Here is a 14,284-nt window from a genome sequence, read left to right as displayed (position 1 = left end):
TTGGGCGTTTACTGCATTGCGCGTCCAATCTAAAAACGCCGCCGGGGCAGGCGGATTTTCTACGTTTTCCTCCCCGGTGGCGCTCTTTGCTGTCTTCGAATTTTTGATTTTTAAGCAGTCAGGCTCCTCTGCCTTTAGTGAGGCTCTTGGGCAAGCCTTTGCCCGTACCGCGCAGCGGGCTCAAAAAAAATGCGCTCATTCCTTCGCGAGACGTGAAGAACTGGTTTCTTCCCGATAATTTGGCTCGGTACATGGCGGCATCCGCATTTTTCAGCATGGTGGTACAGCTGGACCCGGGAACGGAGCCGAGGCAGATGCCGATGCTTCCGGAGACGTGGGCCACCTTTCCTGCCAAGCGGTAAGGGGCCTTGATCGCTTCGAGCATTTCGCAAGCCGTTTTTTTGGCGGACGCTTCGCTGCACTGGAGGGCGACCAGCAGAAATTCGTCCCCGCCGAGCCGGAAAATTTGCCGATGCTTGTTCTGGAACGCTTTTAAACGCTGCCCCACTTCCCATATCAACAGATCTCCGATGTCGTGTCCGAGCGTATCGTTGACGGATTTGAACTCGTCCAGGTCCAAAAACAAGAACGCCGCGTTCCGGTTTACGGTATTTTTCTCGGCGTAGCGGTCCCAAGCGTTCCGGTTGAGCAAACCGGTCAGAGGATCGGTATACGCCAACTTCTCGAGCGCTTGCTTCTGGAGGCGCATGGCCCGCCAAGCGACGATATACACAAGACACATCGCGGCCAGAACGCCGAACAGCAAAAACAAATCTACCGGGCGCAGGACGGAGTGGACGATATAAGCTCTATCGTCATCCGGAGCGATGGCGGCTTCGCTGCCCGTTATATACATCGTTGCCATTCCGATCATCGTGAGCAAGCCGCCGCCCGCCAGTCGAAGGCGGCTTTTGTTTCCGAACAGAGCCAGATGAAAGATAAGGAACGTCGTCATGATGCCAGCAAGTAAAGAAATGAGGGTTAAAGTCGTATCATAACGCACGTTGTCGTCCCAGTGGAATACCAGCACGGCCAAATGCGCGGACCACACGCTCCCCGTGACGAACGAAGCCACTGCGAACCAGCGGTTTCTGATTCGTCCAAGGACGTGCGACAGATGGAACACGATGCAACAACTCCTTTTTTTGAATTGTTTATCCGTCCTATTCTAACAAATAAATCTGAACAAAATCTATACAACGCTCTCTGCCGGCTTCCTCTCGCTGCGAAGCGAGGAAGGAAAAGGAAGCGCCTTTACGCTGTATTTACCGGATTCAAGGTAAAAACTATATGCGTTGCCGTGTAAATTTATATTCGTAATTTTTTGTATGGTACTTTACAAAAGTAAGTTAATTGCGTTATTATACTAAATAGAGTTATACAATAAAGGAGTGGAAATTATGAGCCAAGTTGAACAACAACAAACCGCAGAGCAAGTTATTCTGTCCCGTCATTCCGTCCGTCAATATCAACTGGACGTCGTTATCCCGGATGCGGAGCTGAATGAAATTCTGGAGCTGGCCACAAGCGCGCCGTCGTCTTGGAACTTGCAGCACTGGCGTTTTCTGGTCATCCGAGAGCAAGCGAACAAAGACCGTCTGCTTCCGATCGCGTTTGGCCAACAGCAAGTATCCGACGCATCCGCGGTTGTCATCGTGCTCGGCGACCTGCAAGCGAACTTGACCGCCCCGATCGTCTTTGAAAAGGCGACGCCGGAAGTCCGCGACACGATGCTCGGCCAAATTAACGGCGCCTATGCAAACAATCCGGCGGTAGGCCGCGACGAAGCGATACGCAACGCCTCGCTGGCCGCTATGCAGCTTATGCTGGCTGCGCGTGCGAAAGGCTACGACACGGTTCCGATGGGCGGGTACAATCCGGCTGCTTTGATCCAAGAGTTCAACATTCCGGAACGCTATATTCCGGTTATGCTTCTCCCGATCGGTAAAGCGGCTAGCCCGGCACGCGCGACAGAACGTCTGCCGCTCAGCGACGTGGTCGTTAACGAGTCGTTCTAATTCGGAAAAGCCGATATCGACAAAAATACCCCCGGCAGCGCTCCCTCGACAGGGAGTAAAGGCTTCGGGGGTTTTTCATGTTATGATTATGCATCGGCGAAGTCACTTATCCGCATACCAGCGGTCATACTGTTCATGCAGGTTGTCGCGGGACAAGCGGCTGCGGTGCAGGGACAGGCTCGGGGCTTGGCGGTTCAACTCCGCGATCTGCTTGTTTGCATCCTCGATCAGCGCATCGATTTCCGGATCGACGGAGCTTTTGACTATCCGACTGATCGTTTTCTCCATCAGCGAGCCGATTTCCTTCCGCAGCATGACCCAGGGATGCTCAACCTTGGCTTGCTTGAGCAAGGACGACCACGCGTCTCCGGTCGGCACCGTCAGCGGCTTACCGAAGCCGGGCAAATGTTCCAGGCCGCCGTTTTTGACAAAATCCTCGTAAGCTTCGTCGATCCAGCTCTGCCGTTCTTTCTGCGCTGCGAGCATGGCATCTTGGTCTTCAAGCGTTTCTTTCGGCAAAGGAATGATAGGGCGGTCTGTCGGCTCTTTTCCGACACCGTACGTCTGATCCCGCTTGGGCGGCCGTTCGGACATGGTCATTCTCCTCCCGCATATCACTTTCTTTCAGAGTAGCGGAAGCGTGGGCCGGGGTCAAGAAGGGCGCTTATCCAAGCTTGCCTCTCATTCCGATCAACTTAATGGAAAAAACGAAAAATTTTATCACAAATACAATCCGTTTTCAACCGGAAAAACAAAAAAAGACTTGAAGTATCTGGGAATTTATAGTATTTTGGGTATGGAGTTAAATAGCAGATTCATAGAGGAGGTGAGCCGAGTGGAAAAAATGTGCATGAACATGATGATGACGATGTGTATGGATGACATGATGTGCAAAATGAACTCCATGAAATCCATGATGAACATGATGATGGAAATGAAGATGATGGATGCCATGGATATGGACATGATGATGTCCAAAATGCAAGAATGCGACGAAACGATGACGATGATGATGAACATGATGCGCGAGATGAAACAAGCGTCCATGTAATGCCCGGCCTGATCCATTCGCCAAAATGGATTCAGCCCTCTGCAGAGCAGTTTGCTGCATGCATCAAGATAACCGCCGGCTGAGCAGTTGTCTGCAAGCCGTGTTCGCACCAAGCCACTGGCAGAACGGTCCCCCGTATGCCATATTTACGCTCCCGCGCATGAAACAACCTCTAAGCTTGTTCCGCCTTGATTTTTCTCGAGACCGTAATGCGTTCCGTTTTCAATTCCCTCACTTGCTCTCTAAGCCGTTCCGTAACCCACGAGTCGTTCGTTTCCCGCAGTTCCCGGTAAAGCTCCAGCATTTTGCGGTTGATCGAATCGAAGGTCGTCCACAGCTCCTCAAGCTTTCTTGTACGCACAGCCTCCGATACATACGCGTCTTTTTGCTTCAGGATGTCCGTAATCTCTTGCTGCCAGGCCGTATCTCCGATCCGTCCGGCGTAATTGTACAAATCCAGGTAGTCGTCGACCCAGAGAGCGGCTGCAGCTTTCATGGCAGAAGAAATCATGTTCGTCATCCCCTAGCATGGTAAAATCAACTTATTTACCTAGTATTATACTCGGAATTATAAGGAATGCAACGTTTTTTTGAAAATATTCACTCACGACCCGTTGACGTGTTGCATATGCCTGTTCCCAAAGCCGCAAAGCGTACATACAATACCATGGTTTAGACGGGAGGTGATCGATTGGTTTATGCCAACACGAAGTGGGGGAAATACCGTTATTTGAAAACCGGCACACGTTGGAAGCCGTACCTTCCGCAGACGCAATGGGCGAGCCGGGCTGCGGTCAGCTCCATGCTGAAGCGATGGGGGGCGGTTTACCTGAAGCCGAACAACGGCACGGGCGGCCACGGGATCATGAAAGTCATCCGTTCAGGCGGCGGGCGTTACACGCTGAAGAGCGGCTATGCTACCCGGACGTTTCGTTCGTTCGGCAGCTTGTACTCCGCAGTTTCCAGACAGACGGCCCGGCGAGGCTATCTCGTGCAAAAAGCAATCCCGCTGCTGCATTACAAGAAACGCCCGTTCGATCTGAGAATCATGGTCCAACGCAACCGGCAGCGGGGCTGGGACGTGACGGGGATGGTCGGCCGACTGGCCAGACCGAAAAAGATCGTCACGAACTATCATAGCGGGGGAACCCCGATGCCCGCAGACAAGCTGCTTGCTCCTCATATTCGCGGGAAACGCAAGGCCGGATTCGTTCAAGAGCTGAAAAATCTGGGCCAAGGCATCAGCGAGTATATGAGCGCAAAGTATCCGCATTTTCCCGCTTTCGGCGTCGATGTCGCGATCGATGGCAAGCTGAAGCCCTGGATTCTCGAAGTCAACACGAAGCCGGACAAATCGATTTTTAACGCCCTTAAGAACAAAAAGATGTATAGACGCATTTTGTCCTACGCCCGGATGCAGAAGAGGACTTAAAGCCGATTCAGCCCCTGCCGCTTGCCAGGCAAGGGTTTTTTGTCGTTTTTCCGTTATTTTGCTTAGAAGGACAAGCTGTATTTGTTTGATTGACTATATAATTTATGTGTAAAATAGTTTATATCAAAACTATAAGGATGGTACCGTATGGAATCAATTTCTCCCGTGATTTTTATGATTGTCATCGTAGCGCTTGTACTCTGGCGGAGAATGCGTGCGGCGGCCAAGCCGGTGAAAGGCAACGGATACCGGCTGCTGCTGCCGCTGCTTTTTTTGGGCTTCGGCATACTCGGTCTGCTCAACCCGCAGCTTCATTTGACCGTGAAAGAGGTAACGCTGTCCCTGCTGTTCGGTCTTATTTTATCCGTTCCGATGATTATGACAACGAATTACGAGTTTCGCGAAGACGGGCAGATTTATCCGAAAAAGAGCAAAGCGTTTATTTTCGCCCTGATAGGACTCATCGTCATCCGGCTGGCGCTGCGCAGCTACTTGTCCGGACTTGATCCGGCCGAGCTGGGGATGCTGTTCTACTTGATCGCGGTCGCCTATATCGTGCCTTGGCGTATCGTCAGCTTCGTGAAATACCGCAAGGTTTTGGCGCAGCGAGGAAGTGCCTTATCGCCGCAGTGAAACGAATTGCGGTCAATCCCGTAAAACGTTAAGTAAGCGAAAACGCGACAAAGGAGGTGAACGGATATGGAGTGGTCTTTCGATCTGGCGCTGCTGCTGGCGCTCGGGCTGGCTTCGCTGTTCGTCGTGCCATGGTTCGGATGGTCGGGGAAGCAGTTGACCTTCGCATTCGAGCCGGCCGTCGAGCTTGCCAAGCTTCCGCTCAAACGTCATGACCGGGCCAGAAAAAGTCCGCGTACCGTCTTCGTTCGCCGAAAATGCCCGCCGCGGTCCTCGGCGTTATCCGAAGAAGCAAGCGCTCCTTTCCGTTGGAATGAGATGGTCGGTTGACCGAAAATTTCACGGTTGACGATTGAGAGACGATCGAGGCTCAATCGCAACGGAAGGAGCGCTCTATGTATACATGGTTTCAACCTATTATTGATCTGTTGGCTTATGTGCTGTCCTGGACGTTCGACTGGACCCGCGACTGGGGGGCTGCGGTCATCGTGCTCACGCTGCTGGTGAAGGGCGCGCTGTACCGCTTCAATCTGCTGGCCGCCCGGCAGCAGGTCCGTTCTGCCGCCGCTTTCCCCGAGCTTAGCAAGCTGCGGGAAACGTGCGGGAACGACCCGGCCAAGCTGGTTCAAGAAACAACCAAAATTTACGGCAAATACGGGATCAATCCTTTAAGCTCGCCGCTGTCGGCCATCATTCAAATGCCGGTGCTTATGGCAATGTACGGCCTGTTCTTTACGCATGGCAGTACGATGACGTCGATTTTGATCCCTTGGGTCGCACATTTGGCCGAGGTTGATCCGTTCCATTTGATCCCGATCGCCACGGGGCTGCTGTCGTTCGCGGTAGGCATGATCCCGCTGGCCGACTCCGCTGCCGTCTCGATGAGCGGAAGCAAGCGGCTGCTGTTCGGGATGATCCTCCTGCTGCTCCCGCTCGTCATTACGTGGCGGGCGCCGGTGGCGCTGGGGCTGTATTGGCTGGCGGGCAGCGTCTTCAGCCTGCTGGAGCGGTTGTTTTACCGGACGAGCGTCGGCAAACGGCTGCTGCGGCGCGGATTGCCGGAAGCTGCCGCAACCTGATATGCATAGATAGAAACGGAGTGCCTTGTGGCCTCCGTTTTTTTTAATTTGATTTTAATAAACGGCGCACATCCTATTTTCAGCCATCTGGCTCGGCAATTCGGTCGTATTTGTGATTCTGGGCGTCGTATCCGCAACCACCGGCGATTCGGGAGTGCTGAGCGCCTGCTATACCGTGATGCATCTGCTGTCGACATCGTCGCTGCGGGCGGTAACGCTGATTCCGGCAAGCGGTATGGACGTATGGCAGCAGCCGGATTTCGTCGTCAACAACGTACAGCTATGGGGCGGCATCGTGCTGCAAGTTCTATCTCTTGCCGCGATGGTCGTGCTGTCGGTTTGGAAGCCGTGGGGGCGGCGCAAACAAAAGTGACGGTGTGTTGTAGAACCTTCCGTATCTCTATATAATGAAAGCTTAGACGCTTGTTACAAGCAGCAGCAAGCTATCAGGGGAGGGTGAAGCCTGTGCAGTACCATCGAATAACCGATATCGGCGACCCGTATTTTCGCCAAATGCACGAGCTGATGCAGCGCGTGTTTCCGCCGGAGGAAGTACTGGAATATGAGCTGTGGGCGGAGCCGCTTCAAAATCCGGGCATCCGGGTGTTCGTCGCTGTCCAGGATGGCGAAGTCGTCGGCGCGACGGAGTACCGTTATTATGAAGATTTACAAGTTGCGATGACCGATTTTACGATTATCGGACGGGACGGCCTTGGCATCGGACCGTTTCTGGCGCGTCGCCGAATGGCCGATCTGCGTTCAGTCGTAGCGGCATGCGGAGGAGTATTCCTTGGCATGTTCGCCGAAATCTACAACCCTCAGCTCACGGGCAAGCTGGAGTTCGGAGGCGTGAATGCGATGAATTCGTTCGTCCGCCGCGAGGTGTTGGCGCATCTCGGCTACCGGAAGCTGGATACGGACTATGTGCATCCGTCCTGGCACAATGACGGCGAAGCGGTACACGGGCTCGATCTTTGCTTCATGCCGATCGCGGACGAGGAGCAAGCCTCGGTTCCGGCCTCGTTGGTCTGGAGCTTTCTGGAGCGTTATTATGCGGTGCTCCCGCAAAAACCGGACTCATGGTATCGGATGGTCGAGAACCTCAAGCAGCGCGAGAACGTCGCTTTGCTGCCCATTTGAAGCTAGCCTGTGCACGGCTTGCATGGAAAAGCGAAAGCTGCTTTCCGTGCAGGCTGTTTTTTATTTGTGCTATACGAGTTTTTTTTCAATAAAAACAACGAAGCGAATTCGTCCCGGAGCTCGGATTGAATTCGCTTCGTTTTACAGGTAGAGATGCTTAGATTCGACAAACTCTATTACACGGGTGAAGGGAGCCGGTCAGTTTTCCTGCCGCGCGGCTTCGGCTTGCTCCAACTCGTCCAGCGCCTTCTCCAAGCCGTAGTTCAGAAGCAGCGTTTTGAAGCCTTTGCTGCGATTTTCGGCGAGGGCATCCAGACGCAGCTTCAAATCTTTACGGATAAACACCCGGTCCTTGTCATGGGTTTCGCTGCGCTCCTTCTTCTTGAGGCGGGTTTCCAGCAGCTGCAGCACCGGAGCCGCATCCTCTGTCGTCTCGGTCGCGGCTGTCTTCACCTCGGCCGTGGCGGCGGACAAGGCAGATTCGCCAGCCGGCTCTGCTGCTGCGGGAACCGCTAGCGTAGCCTCTTCCGCTAGCGGGGCGGCTTCGGGAGCTTCTTGAGGCTGCGGCTCTGCCGGTTGAACGCCCGCAGCGCCCTTGCGGCTAGAAGCTCGCGGCTTCGCTGCCACGTCGGCCCCCGCGCCGTTCGTCTCGGCTGGCGTGTTCGCATCGCTTTTGCGCCTGGAAGCGCGTGGCTTCGTCGGTGCGTCGCCGTCTGCGCCGCTGGTCTGGGTTGGCGCGCTCGAAGCGCCTTTGCGCTTGGAAGCTCGCGGCTTCGCTGCCACGTCGGCGTTCGCGCTGCTCGTCTCCGTCGGCTGTGCGTCCGTCGTTGTCTTGGCGCCCCGTTTCCTCCGGGTGCCCGGTTGCTGCCGTTCGGCTGTGTTTGTTTCGGCGGAGACTGCTTCGGCTCCCTCCAAAAGCTTTCCGTTCATGTCGGTCTTCTCCGCTGCGTCCGAACGGACGGGCGGCTCTTGTTTTCTTGGCGGCATGACAGAATCCTCCTTCGTTCATCCGGTCTTAGCCGTCTCGGCAGTCTCGTCGATGGAGTTTTTACCGATCGTTTCATGGCTTTCTTCCATTGTACCATAGGCCAGCAGGCGGAAAAATATTTTTCCATGCTTCTCCGGGCGGACTCTTCCTTTCGGCTAGTTTCCCTTTCGCCGATTTTTCGGTATAGTGTTCAGTAGAAGAAACGAGAGCGAGGGGAAGGGGAATGAATCGGCAGCCGCTGATATCCGTCATTATTCCAACCTATAATCGGCTGGATGTTTTGGCCGAGCTGATCGAATCGTTGTGGCGGCAGACGTACCGTCATTTGCAGATTATTGTGGTCAACGATAACGGAGAACCGGTCGACGAGCTTAAGGAGCTATATCCCGAGCTGGATCTGACCGTGGTCAATATGGAAAGCAATCTCAAGCACGTGCATGCGCGCAATCGCGGGCTGGAGCTGGCTCGGGGCGATTATATCATGTTGTGCGACGACGACGATTTGCTGCTGCCGTCGCATGTGGAACGGATGCTGCGCGAAATCGAAGACAGCGATCTGGTCTATTCGGATGTGGAAATTTTTGATTATACCGTGGACAACGGGGTGCGCCGGGCGACGAAGCGATTTCTATTCGCCTACGAGCACGACTTTGCAGCGATGCGGAGGTTCTCGACGTTCTTCTCGTCGGGTTGCCTGTACCGTCCGGAGCTGCATGAGCGAATCGGTCCGTTCGATACGGAGATGTATCATTACTGGGACTGGGATTTTTACCTGCGGGTGGCCGAGCAGTTCCGGGTCAAACGCGTCCCGGCGGCCAGCGCGCTCTATGCGTTTGCGGACAGCGGGAACAATATGTCCGGCAATTTGGAGGACATGTCTCCGTACCTGGACAGGCTGTCGGCGAAGCATGGGCTTGGGGAGCTGCCGACCAAAAACTTTTTCCTCCTGCTCGAGGAGCCGGAGGTCAAAGCGCGCCGTGCGGAGACGGAGCTGCTCTGGAACGGGGAGCCGATCATATCGCGGCGGGCGAAACAAGCGGGAGGAGTAAGTAAGGAAGCATGAAACGACAAGATGATTGGTACGATCCGATGGACCCCGGACCTGCAGACCCAGGGCCGTCGGCAGACGATAGCTGGTACGAGCCGCCGGCCGATTTCAATTACCGGGACCCGCGGGAGGCAGGCTGGGGTGCCGGAGGAGATGACCGCCAAACCGGAAGGCCGGCGGCAGGAAACATGGAGTTCCGCAACCGGCGGCCCGTACAGACGGATCTGTTCGAAGCGCCGGTCCGCCGGCCGCAGGCGGTTAAGCGGCAGCCGGGGCAACCGATCGGGACGATGGCGGAAGCGCAGGAACTGCTGCGTAAATATTACGGATACCCGGATTTTCGCGATGGGCAGAAGCGGGTGATCGAAAGCCTGCTCAATGGACGGGATACGCTTGGCATTATGCCGACAGGCGGAGGCAAATCGATCTGCTACCAGGTTCCGGCGCTGATGATGAGCGGGACGACGATTGTCGTTTCGCCACTGATTTCACTGATGAAGGATCAGGTCGACGGGCTCGACAGCATCGGTGTGCCCGCGGCCTATATCAACAGCTCGTTATCCTATGCGCAGGTGGAGATGCGTATCCGCAAGGCCGAGCGCGGCGAATACAAGCTGCTCTATGTCGCGCCGGAGCGGCTCGAATCGGAGCGCTTTCTGGACCTGCTCGCCGGACTCGTCGTGCCGATGGTGGCTGTGGACGAGGCGCACTGCGTGTCCCAATGGGGACACGACTTCCGCCCGAGCTACATGCGGATCAACGAACTGGTCTCGCATCTGCCGGATCGGCCGCTGCTGGCCGCTTTTACGGCGACAGCGACGGACCAGGTGCGAGAGGATATCGTGAAGCACTTGAAGCTGAGCGAGCCGCAGGTGTTCGTGACCGGCTTTGCGCGGGAGAACCTGTCGTTTTCGGTCATCAAGGGCGAAAACAAGCGCGATGTGCTGATGGGCTACATCCGCGAGCATGCCGGGGAAGCGGGCATCGTCTACGCGGCGACGCGCAAGGAAGTTGACCAGCTGTGCGAATATTTGCTGCGCCATGGCGTGGCCGCAGGCAAATACCACGCCGGTCTGACGGATAAGGAACGTGCGGACGCTCAAGAGCGTTTTCTGTACGACGAGGTGCGCGTCATGGTGGCGAGCAACGCGTTCGGGATGGGCATCGACAAGTCGAACGTGCGGTACGTCGTCCATTTTAATATGCCGAAAAATATGGAAGCCTATTACCAGGAAGCCGGCCGGGCGGGACGTGACGGCGAGCCGAGCGACTGCATGCTGCTGTTCAGCCCGCAGGACATTCATATTCAGAAGTTTCTGATCGAGCAGTCCGTCTCGGACCCGGAGCGGCAGGCGCAGGAATACCGGCGGCTGCAGCAGATGGCCGACTACTGCCACACCCCGCAGTGCTTGCAGCGGTACATCGTCCGCTATTTCGGCGGGGAAGCGGAAGAAGACTGCGGACAGTGCAGCAACTGCGTCAGCCCGGATATGGAGCTGACGGATATTACGCTCGAAGCACAGCAGATCTTCTCCTGTGTCAAGCGTATGCGGGAGCGGTTCGGCATGACGCTGGTCACTTCGGTGCTCAAGGGCTCGCGCAACAAGAAGGTGCTGGATTTCGGCTTTGACAGCCTCAGCACCTACGGGTTAATGCGGAACCGGACGGAAAAAGACATCGTCGACCTCATCCAGCTCCTTGTCGCCGAAGGCTATTTGCAGCTCACGGAAGGCAAATACCCGGTGCTCCGGCTGTCGTCGAAGGCGTCCGATGTGCTCAGCGGCAAGGAACGGGTCGTGCAGCGCATCCGGTTGAAGCCAGCCGCGCCGGTCGTCCAGGACGTCGAAGCGGAGCTGTTCGACGAGCTGCGGAAGCTGCGTACGGAGATCGCGAAGCGGGAAGGCATTCCGCCGTATATCGTATTCCCGGACAGCACGCTGCGCGAGATGTGCGGCGTGCAGCCGACGAATCCGGCGGCCATGCTCAAGATCAAGGGCGTCGGGGAAGCGAAATTTTTCAAGTACGGAGCGTTTTTTATCGAGTTTTTCAAACAGCGTCAAGGGTAGCGGCGATTTCGGACGGCGCGGCGGTACTATCATAGGGAACGCGCGCCGAACCAAGGAGGAACACTGTGGCAAAATCGAAGTATTATGTCGTATGGGAAGGGCGTCAGCCCGGTATCTATAAATCGTGGGTCGAATGCCAAGCCCAGACGAACGGATTCCCGCAGGCCAAGTTCAAGTCGTACGAGAGCGAGGCGGAGGCCAAAGCGATGTTCGCCGCCGGCTGGAAGAAGGCGTTCGGAGCCGCGGCGCGCACAGGGGCTGGCACCGGCGGTACGGGCAAAAGCGGCGGACGGACCTCCAAGGCCGCAGGCGCGGAGGCTGCGGGCGAGTACGAGCCCGAGAGCTTATCCGTCGATGTAGGCTGCAGCGGCAATCCCGGCATCGTCGAGTACAAAGGCGTGTACACGCGCACCGGCGAAATCGTGTTTCAGCAGAAGCCGATTTCCAAAGGCACAAACAACATGGGCGAATTTCTCGCGATTGTCCACGGGCTCGCTTATTTGCAGCGAAAAGGCAGCGACATGACGATCTACAGCGATTCGATGACGGCGATCAGTTGGGTGCGCAACAAAACGGTTGCTTCCACCTTGGTGCGGGACGCCTCGACCCAGGAAATTTGGGCGCTCGTGGACCGCGCGGAAGCATGGCTGCGCAGCAACACCTACAAGAACAAAATCATCAAGTGGAACACGAAAGCATGGGGCGAGATCAAGGCGGATTACGGCCGGAAATAATGCATCAAAACCACACCAAAAAGCGCTTCTCCGCGACAGGGGAAGCGCTCTTCTTTTCGCACGACAACGCTCAGCTCATTTATCGCCTCGGTCGATATGCAGCCGCGGTTTCGTGTTATTTTTCGTGTCCTTATACATCTCTTCCTCTTGGCTTTCGAGCGGAAGGCTGACAAGCTCCCACTCGGTCTGTCCCATCGCCTCGTCGTACGGAAATTCGTCGCCGCGCTTGAGCGTTTCCTCCCGGCCCCATTCGTTCGAATAAATGCCGTCCGTTTCGACTTCTTCGCCGGATACCGGAGGCATGCTTTTGTCGTTTGCCATCTTTGCCATAACCCTCCTTAAACGTAGCTTCGCCCGTTAGTATGCCCGGATGGCCTGGAAGTATGACGCACGAAAATAGGGACCCTGCTTATCCGTGATAACCAGAATCCCTATGTTGGTATAGGTTGCTTATTCAATTTTCGAAAAACACACTCCAATCAAGCTGTCGTTAGGGTACGCGAACGAGTAACAGGTCTTATCGGATTCCCGCATGCCCTCGGTATAGCCTTCATTCGGTGCGCGTACAGTACAGATTTCAGGTAAGCGCGGCGGGGCATGCTTCGCTTCCTTACTTCAATGGACTATCCCCTTTCCCTTGTTTATTTTTATATCAATTCCAATCCGGCACTACCGAATTCTTCAAATCAAATCCGGATTGAAAGATATAAACGATACAAACTTCGGTGTGAATTAGGGCGATATCCGTAGGCTTAATCAGGTGAATCATTTATCTTGCTTACTGTTAGGATAGCCTATTATTAAATTATTGTAAATATTCAGAATAGTTAGTTATTTGTTGATAATCCTAATGTTTCTCGTGAATTCGTCATTTTTCTTCTTTATTCTTAGAATTTCTACTAGGTGCCATGCTAGATTGCTATTGAACTTCCTCACCTTGCAATAAAAACGATCCGTAATTTGATCCCATCTTGGACACCCTTCATATAAAGCCACTCCCTCTGAATGGATAGGAGCCGGGTGTTTAGGTCAATAAGCGAAAGAACGGAACTATTTTTTCCTGATAAAGCTAAGAGATCCTTCTCTAATTTATACAGTTGTTCTTTCAATACGGTGACCTCATTGATTTTTTCCGATTGAGCGGACAACTCATCGAATCGTATGAGCAGGGCCTCTCTTATCCAACTAACCATCTTTATCGGACTCCCTTGTAATTCTTAATTTTCGGCGTTGACCACACCTCTTATTCAATAAGTATAAATAACTGGATTCTTATTAAACATCTGTTAATGGATATTATCTTTTTGATAATTAATAGTTATAAATATTATTGTCGCATAACCTAGGCACACAGATTCGCGATTTGCGTAAAGAAAGAGGATTGTCCCAAGAATCGCTTGGAAAAAAAGGCGAATTCCATTGTTACTATATAGGTCACATTGAAAGAGGGGGGAATGAAAAAAGGAGAGCTAGAACCGTCAAGGTCTTCTCTCCCATTTCTAGATTTTAGTTAAATATCAATCATGGTATAATTGTTCCAAGGACTTAAAAGCGGTGGAGCGACCACGGCGTAGCACTTCCGAAAAGGGGGGGGTGCCATGGTCGCACTTGTGGCGCTACTGGACATCTTTTTAAAATGTTAATACATTCCCAAAATAGAAAGAAGAACCTGTATTTTGATCGACGTCTTAAGAGCCCACCACACCTTTCAGCTAAACGAGCAGGATAGTTTGATGGCTTTTCGAATCAATTCATTTTAAGAAATGAAGGATATCCCCTGTTCTGATTCGAATATGATATTATCCTGAAAGAGAACAGGAGCTTAACATTGGGATTGTATAACCTACTATTATTTAACGGGGAATGTGCCAGATGTGGGGCGGTTGTTAATACAGAAGCCGAATTTAAAATGGGTATGTTGAATCTAGACACCTATAACTTGGGTGATGCATTAACATGGGCGACAGGGAAGAGTAAGCCTCCGCACCAGAAAAGACCATTCAACGGAAGTGCATTCGGAGATGGATACGTCTGTTGTCCAAATTGTGAAAAAGATTTTTGGGTATCTATAAGAGTTGAACATGATAAAATTGTG

At 53.7% G+C, this 14,284-nt stretch carries 17 protein-coding genes; 12 read left to right on the top strand and 5 right to left on the bottom strand.

All coding sequences use genetic code 11. The features are described from left to right. Positions 1-118: 118 nt before the first annotated feature. Positions 119-1,126: a diguanylate cyclase domain-containing protein gene (locus tag NI000_RS21830; protein ID WP_253413526.1), complete on the bottom strand. Its 1,008-nt coding sequence runs from the start codon at positions 1,124-1,126 to the stop codon at positions 119-121. A gap of 274 nt (positions 1,127-1,400) precedes the next feature. Between NI000_RS21830 and NI000_RS21825 the strand changes: the two genes are divergently transcribed. Then, positions 1,401-2,018: a nitroreductase family protein gene (locus tag NI000_RS21825; RefSeq protein WP_253413525.1), complete on the top strand. Its 618-nt coding sequence runs from the start codon at positions 1,401-1,403 to the stop codon at positions 2,016-2,018. A gap of 102 nt (positions 2,019-2,120) precedes the next feature. Here NI000_RS21825 and NI000_RS21820 read toward each other — a convergent pair whose 3' ends face one another. Beyond that, positions 2,121-2,612 (bottom strand): DUF1992 domain-containing protein, encoded by a 492-nt coding sequence (locus NI000_RS21820; RefSeq protein WP_253413524.1) that lies wholly within the window; start codon positions 2,610-2,612, stop codon positions 2,121-2,123. Between the two features lie 241 nt (positions 2,613-2,853). Here NI000_RS21820 and NI000_RS21815 point away from each other — a divergent pair, with 241 nt between their 5' ends. Further along, positions 2,854-3,069, top strand: coding sequence for a hypothetical protein (locus NI000_RS21815; protein WP_054976612.1), 216 nt, complete (start codon positions 2,854-2,856; stop codon positions 3,067-3,069). Positions 3,070-3,241: 172 nt separating this feature from the next. On the opposite strand, the gene NI000_RS21810 is transcribed toward NI000_RS21815, so the two are convergent. After that, the gene (locus tag NI000_RS21810; protein ID WP_253413523.1) at positions 3,242-3,580 is read right to left on the bottom strand and encodes a hypothetical protein; all 339 of its coding nucleotides are present in this window, start codon (positions 3,578-3,580) and stop codon (positions 3,242-3,244) included. Positions 3,581-3,760: 180 nt separating this feature from the next. Between NI000_RS21810 and NI000_RS21805 the strand changes: the two genes are divergently transcribed. From NI000_RS21805 to NI000_RS21780, 6 genes are all read left to right on the top strand, one after another. Beyond that, complete coding sequence (locus NI000_RS21805; RefSeq protein ID WP_253413522.1) at positions 3,761-4,501, top strand: YheC/YheD family protein; 741 nt, start codon at positions 3,761-3,763, stop codon at positions 4,499-4,501. Between the two features lie 147 nt (positions 4,502-4,648). Further along, on the top strand, positions 4,649-5,134 hold the full coding sequence (locus NI000_RS21800) for a cytochrome c biogenesis protein CcdC (RefSeq protein ID WP_253413521.1): 486 nt from the start codon (positions 4,649-4,651) through the stop codon (positions 5,132-5,134). A 66-nt stretch (positions 5,135-5,200) separates the two neighbouring features. Further along, a complete protein-coding gene (locus NI000_RS21795; RefSeq protein ID WP_253413520.1) occupies positions 5,201-5,464 on the top strand; it encodes a hypothetical protein in 264 nt (87 codons plus the stop codon). A gap of 65 nt (positions 5,465-5,529) precedes the next feature. After that, positions 5,530-6,213, top strand: coding sequence for a YidC/Oxa1 family membrane protein insertase (locus tag NI000_RS21790; protein WP_253413519.1), 684 nt, complete (start codon positions 5,530-5,532; stop codon positions 6,211-6,213). A gap of 112 nt (positions 6,214-6,325) precedes the next feature. Next, positions 6,326-6,586: a hypothetical protein gene (locus NI000_RS21785; protein WP_253413518.1), complete on the top strand. Its 261-nt coding sequence runs from the start codon at positions 6,326-6,328 to the stop codon at positions 6,584-6,586. A gap of 92 nt (positions 6,587-6,678) precedes the next feature. Beyond that, positions 6,679-7,353: a GNAT family N-acetyltransferase gene (locus NI000_RS21780; RefSeq protein WP_253413517.1), complete on the top strand. Its 675-nt coding sequence runs from the start codon at positions 6,679-6,681 to the stop codon at positions 7,351-7,353. A gap of 198 nt (positions 7,354-7,551) precedes the next feature. Here NI000_RS21780 and NI000_RS21775 read toward each other — a convergent pair whose 3' ends face one another. Then, positions 7,552-8,340, bottom strand: a complete 789-nt coding sequence (locus NI000_RS21775; protein WP_253413516.1) for a hypothetical protein — start codon at positions 8,338-8,340, stop codon at positions 7,552-7,554. Positions 8,341-8,564: 224 nt separating this feature from the next. On the opposite strand from NI000_RS21775, the gene NI000_RS21770 reads away from it, so the two are divergent. The 3 genes from NI000_RS21770 to rnhA all read left to right on the top strand — a co-directional run bounded on the left by NI000_RS21770 (position 8,565) and on the right by rnhA (position 12,189). Continuing rightward, positions 8,565-9,404, top strand: coding sequence for a glycosyltransferase family 2 protein (locus NI000_RS21770; protein ID WP_253413515.1), 840 nt, complete (start codon positions 8,565-8,567; stop codon positions 9,402-9,404). A gap of 275 nt (positions 9,405-9,679) precedes the next feature. Continuing rightward, positions 9,680-11,455 (top strand): DNA helicase RecQ, encoded by a 1,776-nt coding sequence (gene recQ, locus NI000_RS21765; RefSeq protein WP_253413672.1) that lies wholly within the window; start codon positions 9,680-9,682, stop codon positions 11,453-11,455. Between the two features lie 65 nt (positions 11,456-11,520). Then, entirely contained in the window at positions 11,521-12,189 is a 669-nt protein-coding gene (gene rnhA, locus NI000_RS21760) for a ribonuclease H (protein WP_253413514.1), read from the top strand. A 75-nt stretch (positions 12,190-12,264) separates the two neighbouring features. On the opposite strand, the gene NI000_RS21755 is transcribed toward rnhA, so the two are convergent. Continuing rightward, positions 12,265-12,510: a hypothetical protein gene (locus NI000_RS21755; RefSeq protein WP_010492983.1), complete on the bottom strand. Its 246-nt coding sequence runs from the start codon at positions 12,508-12,510 to the stop codon at positions 12,265-12,267. A 1,507-nt stretch (positions 12,511-14,017) separates the two neighbouring features. Here NI000_RS21755 and NI000_RS21745 point away from each other — a divergent pair. Then, on the top strand, positions 14,018-14,284 hold a 267-nt coding region (locus NI000_RS21745), incomplete at its 3' end, for a hypothetical protein (protein WP_253413513.1).

Source organism: Paenibacillus tyrphae, assembly GCF_024158745.1.
GTDB classification, from domain to species: Bacteria; Bacillota; Bacilli; order Paenibacillales; family NBRC-103111; genus Paenibacillus_G; species Paenibacillus_G tyrfis_A.
This window is presented reverse-complemented; position numbering and strand designations above follow the sequence as displayed.

Bases quoted from the DNA above. Each gene is read 5' to 3' on its own strand.
- NI000_RS21795 (WP_253413520.1), top strand. From the start codon at position 5,201: ATGGAGTGGTCTTTCGATCTGGCGCTGCTGCTGGCGCTCGGGCTGGCT.
- NI000_RS21825 (WP_253413525.1), top strand. From the start codon at position 1,401: ATGAGCCAAGTTGAACAACAACAAACCGCAGAGCAAGTTATTCTGTCC.
- NI000_RS21775 (WP_253413516.1), bottom strand. From the start codon at position 8,340: ATGCCGCCAAGAAAACAAGAGCCGCCCGTCCGTTCGGACGCAGCGGAG.
- NI000_RS21790 (WP_253413519.1), top strand. From the start codon at position 5,530: ATGTATACATGGTTTCAACCTATTATTGATCTGTTGGCTTATGTGCTG.
- recQ (WP_253413672.1), top strand. From the start codon at position 9,680: ATGGCGGAAGCGCAGGAACTGCTGCGTAAATATTACGGATACCCGGAT.
- NI000_RS21810 (WP_253413523.1), bottom strand. From the start codon at position 3,580: ATGATTTCTTCTGCCATGAAAGCTGCAGCCGCTCTCTGGGTCGACGAC.
- NI000_RS21755 (WP_010492983.1), bottom strand. From the start codon at position 12,510: ATGGCAAACGACAAAAGCATGCCTCCGGTATCCGGCGAAGAAGTCGAA.
- NI000_RS21820 (WP_253413524.1), bottom strand. From the start codon at position 2,612: ATGTCCGAACGGCCGCCCAAGCGGGATCAGACGTACGGTGTCGGAAAA.
- NI000_RS21770 (WP_253413515.1), top strand. From the start codon at position 8,565: ATGAATCGGCAGCCGCTGATATCCGTCATTATTCCAACCTATAATCGG.
- NI000_RS21800 (WP_253413521.1), top strand. From the start codon at position 4,649: ATGGAATCAATTTCTCCCGTGATTTTTATGATTGTCATCGTAGCGCTT.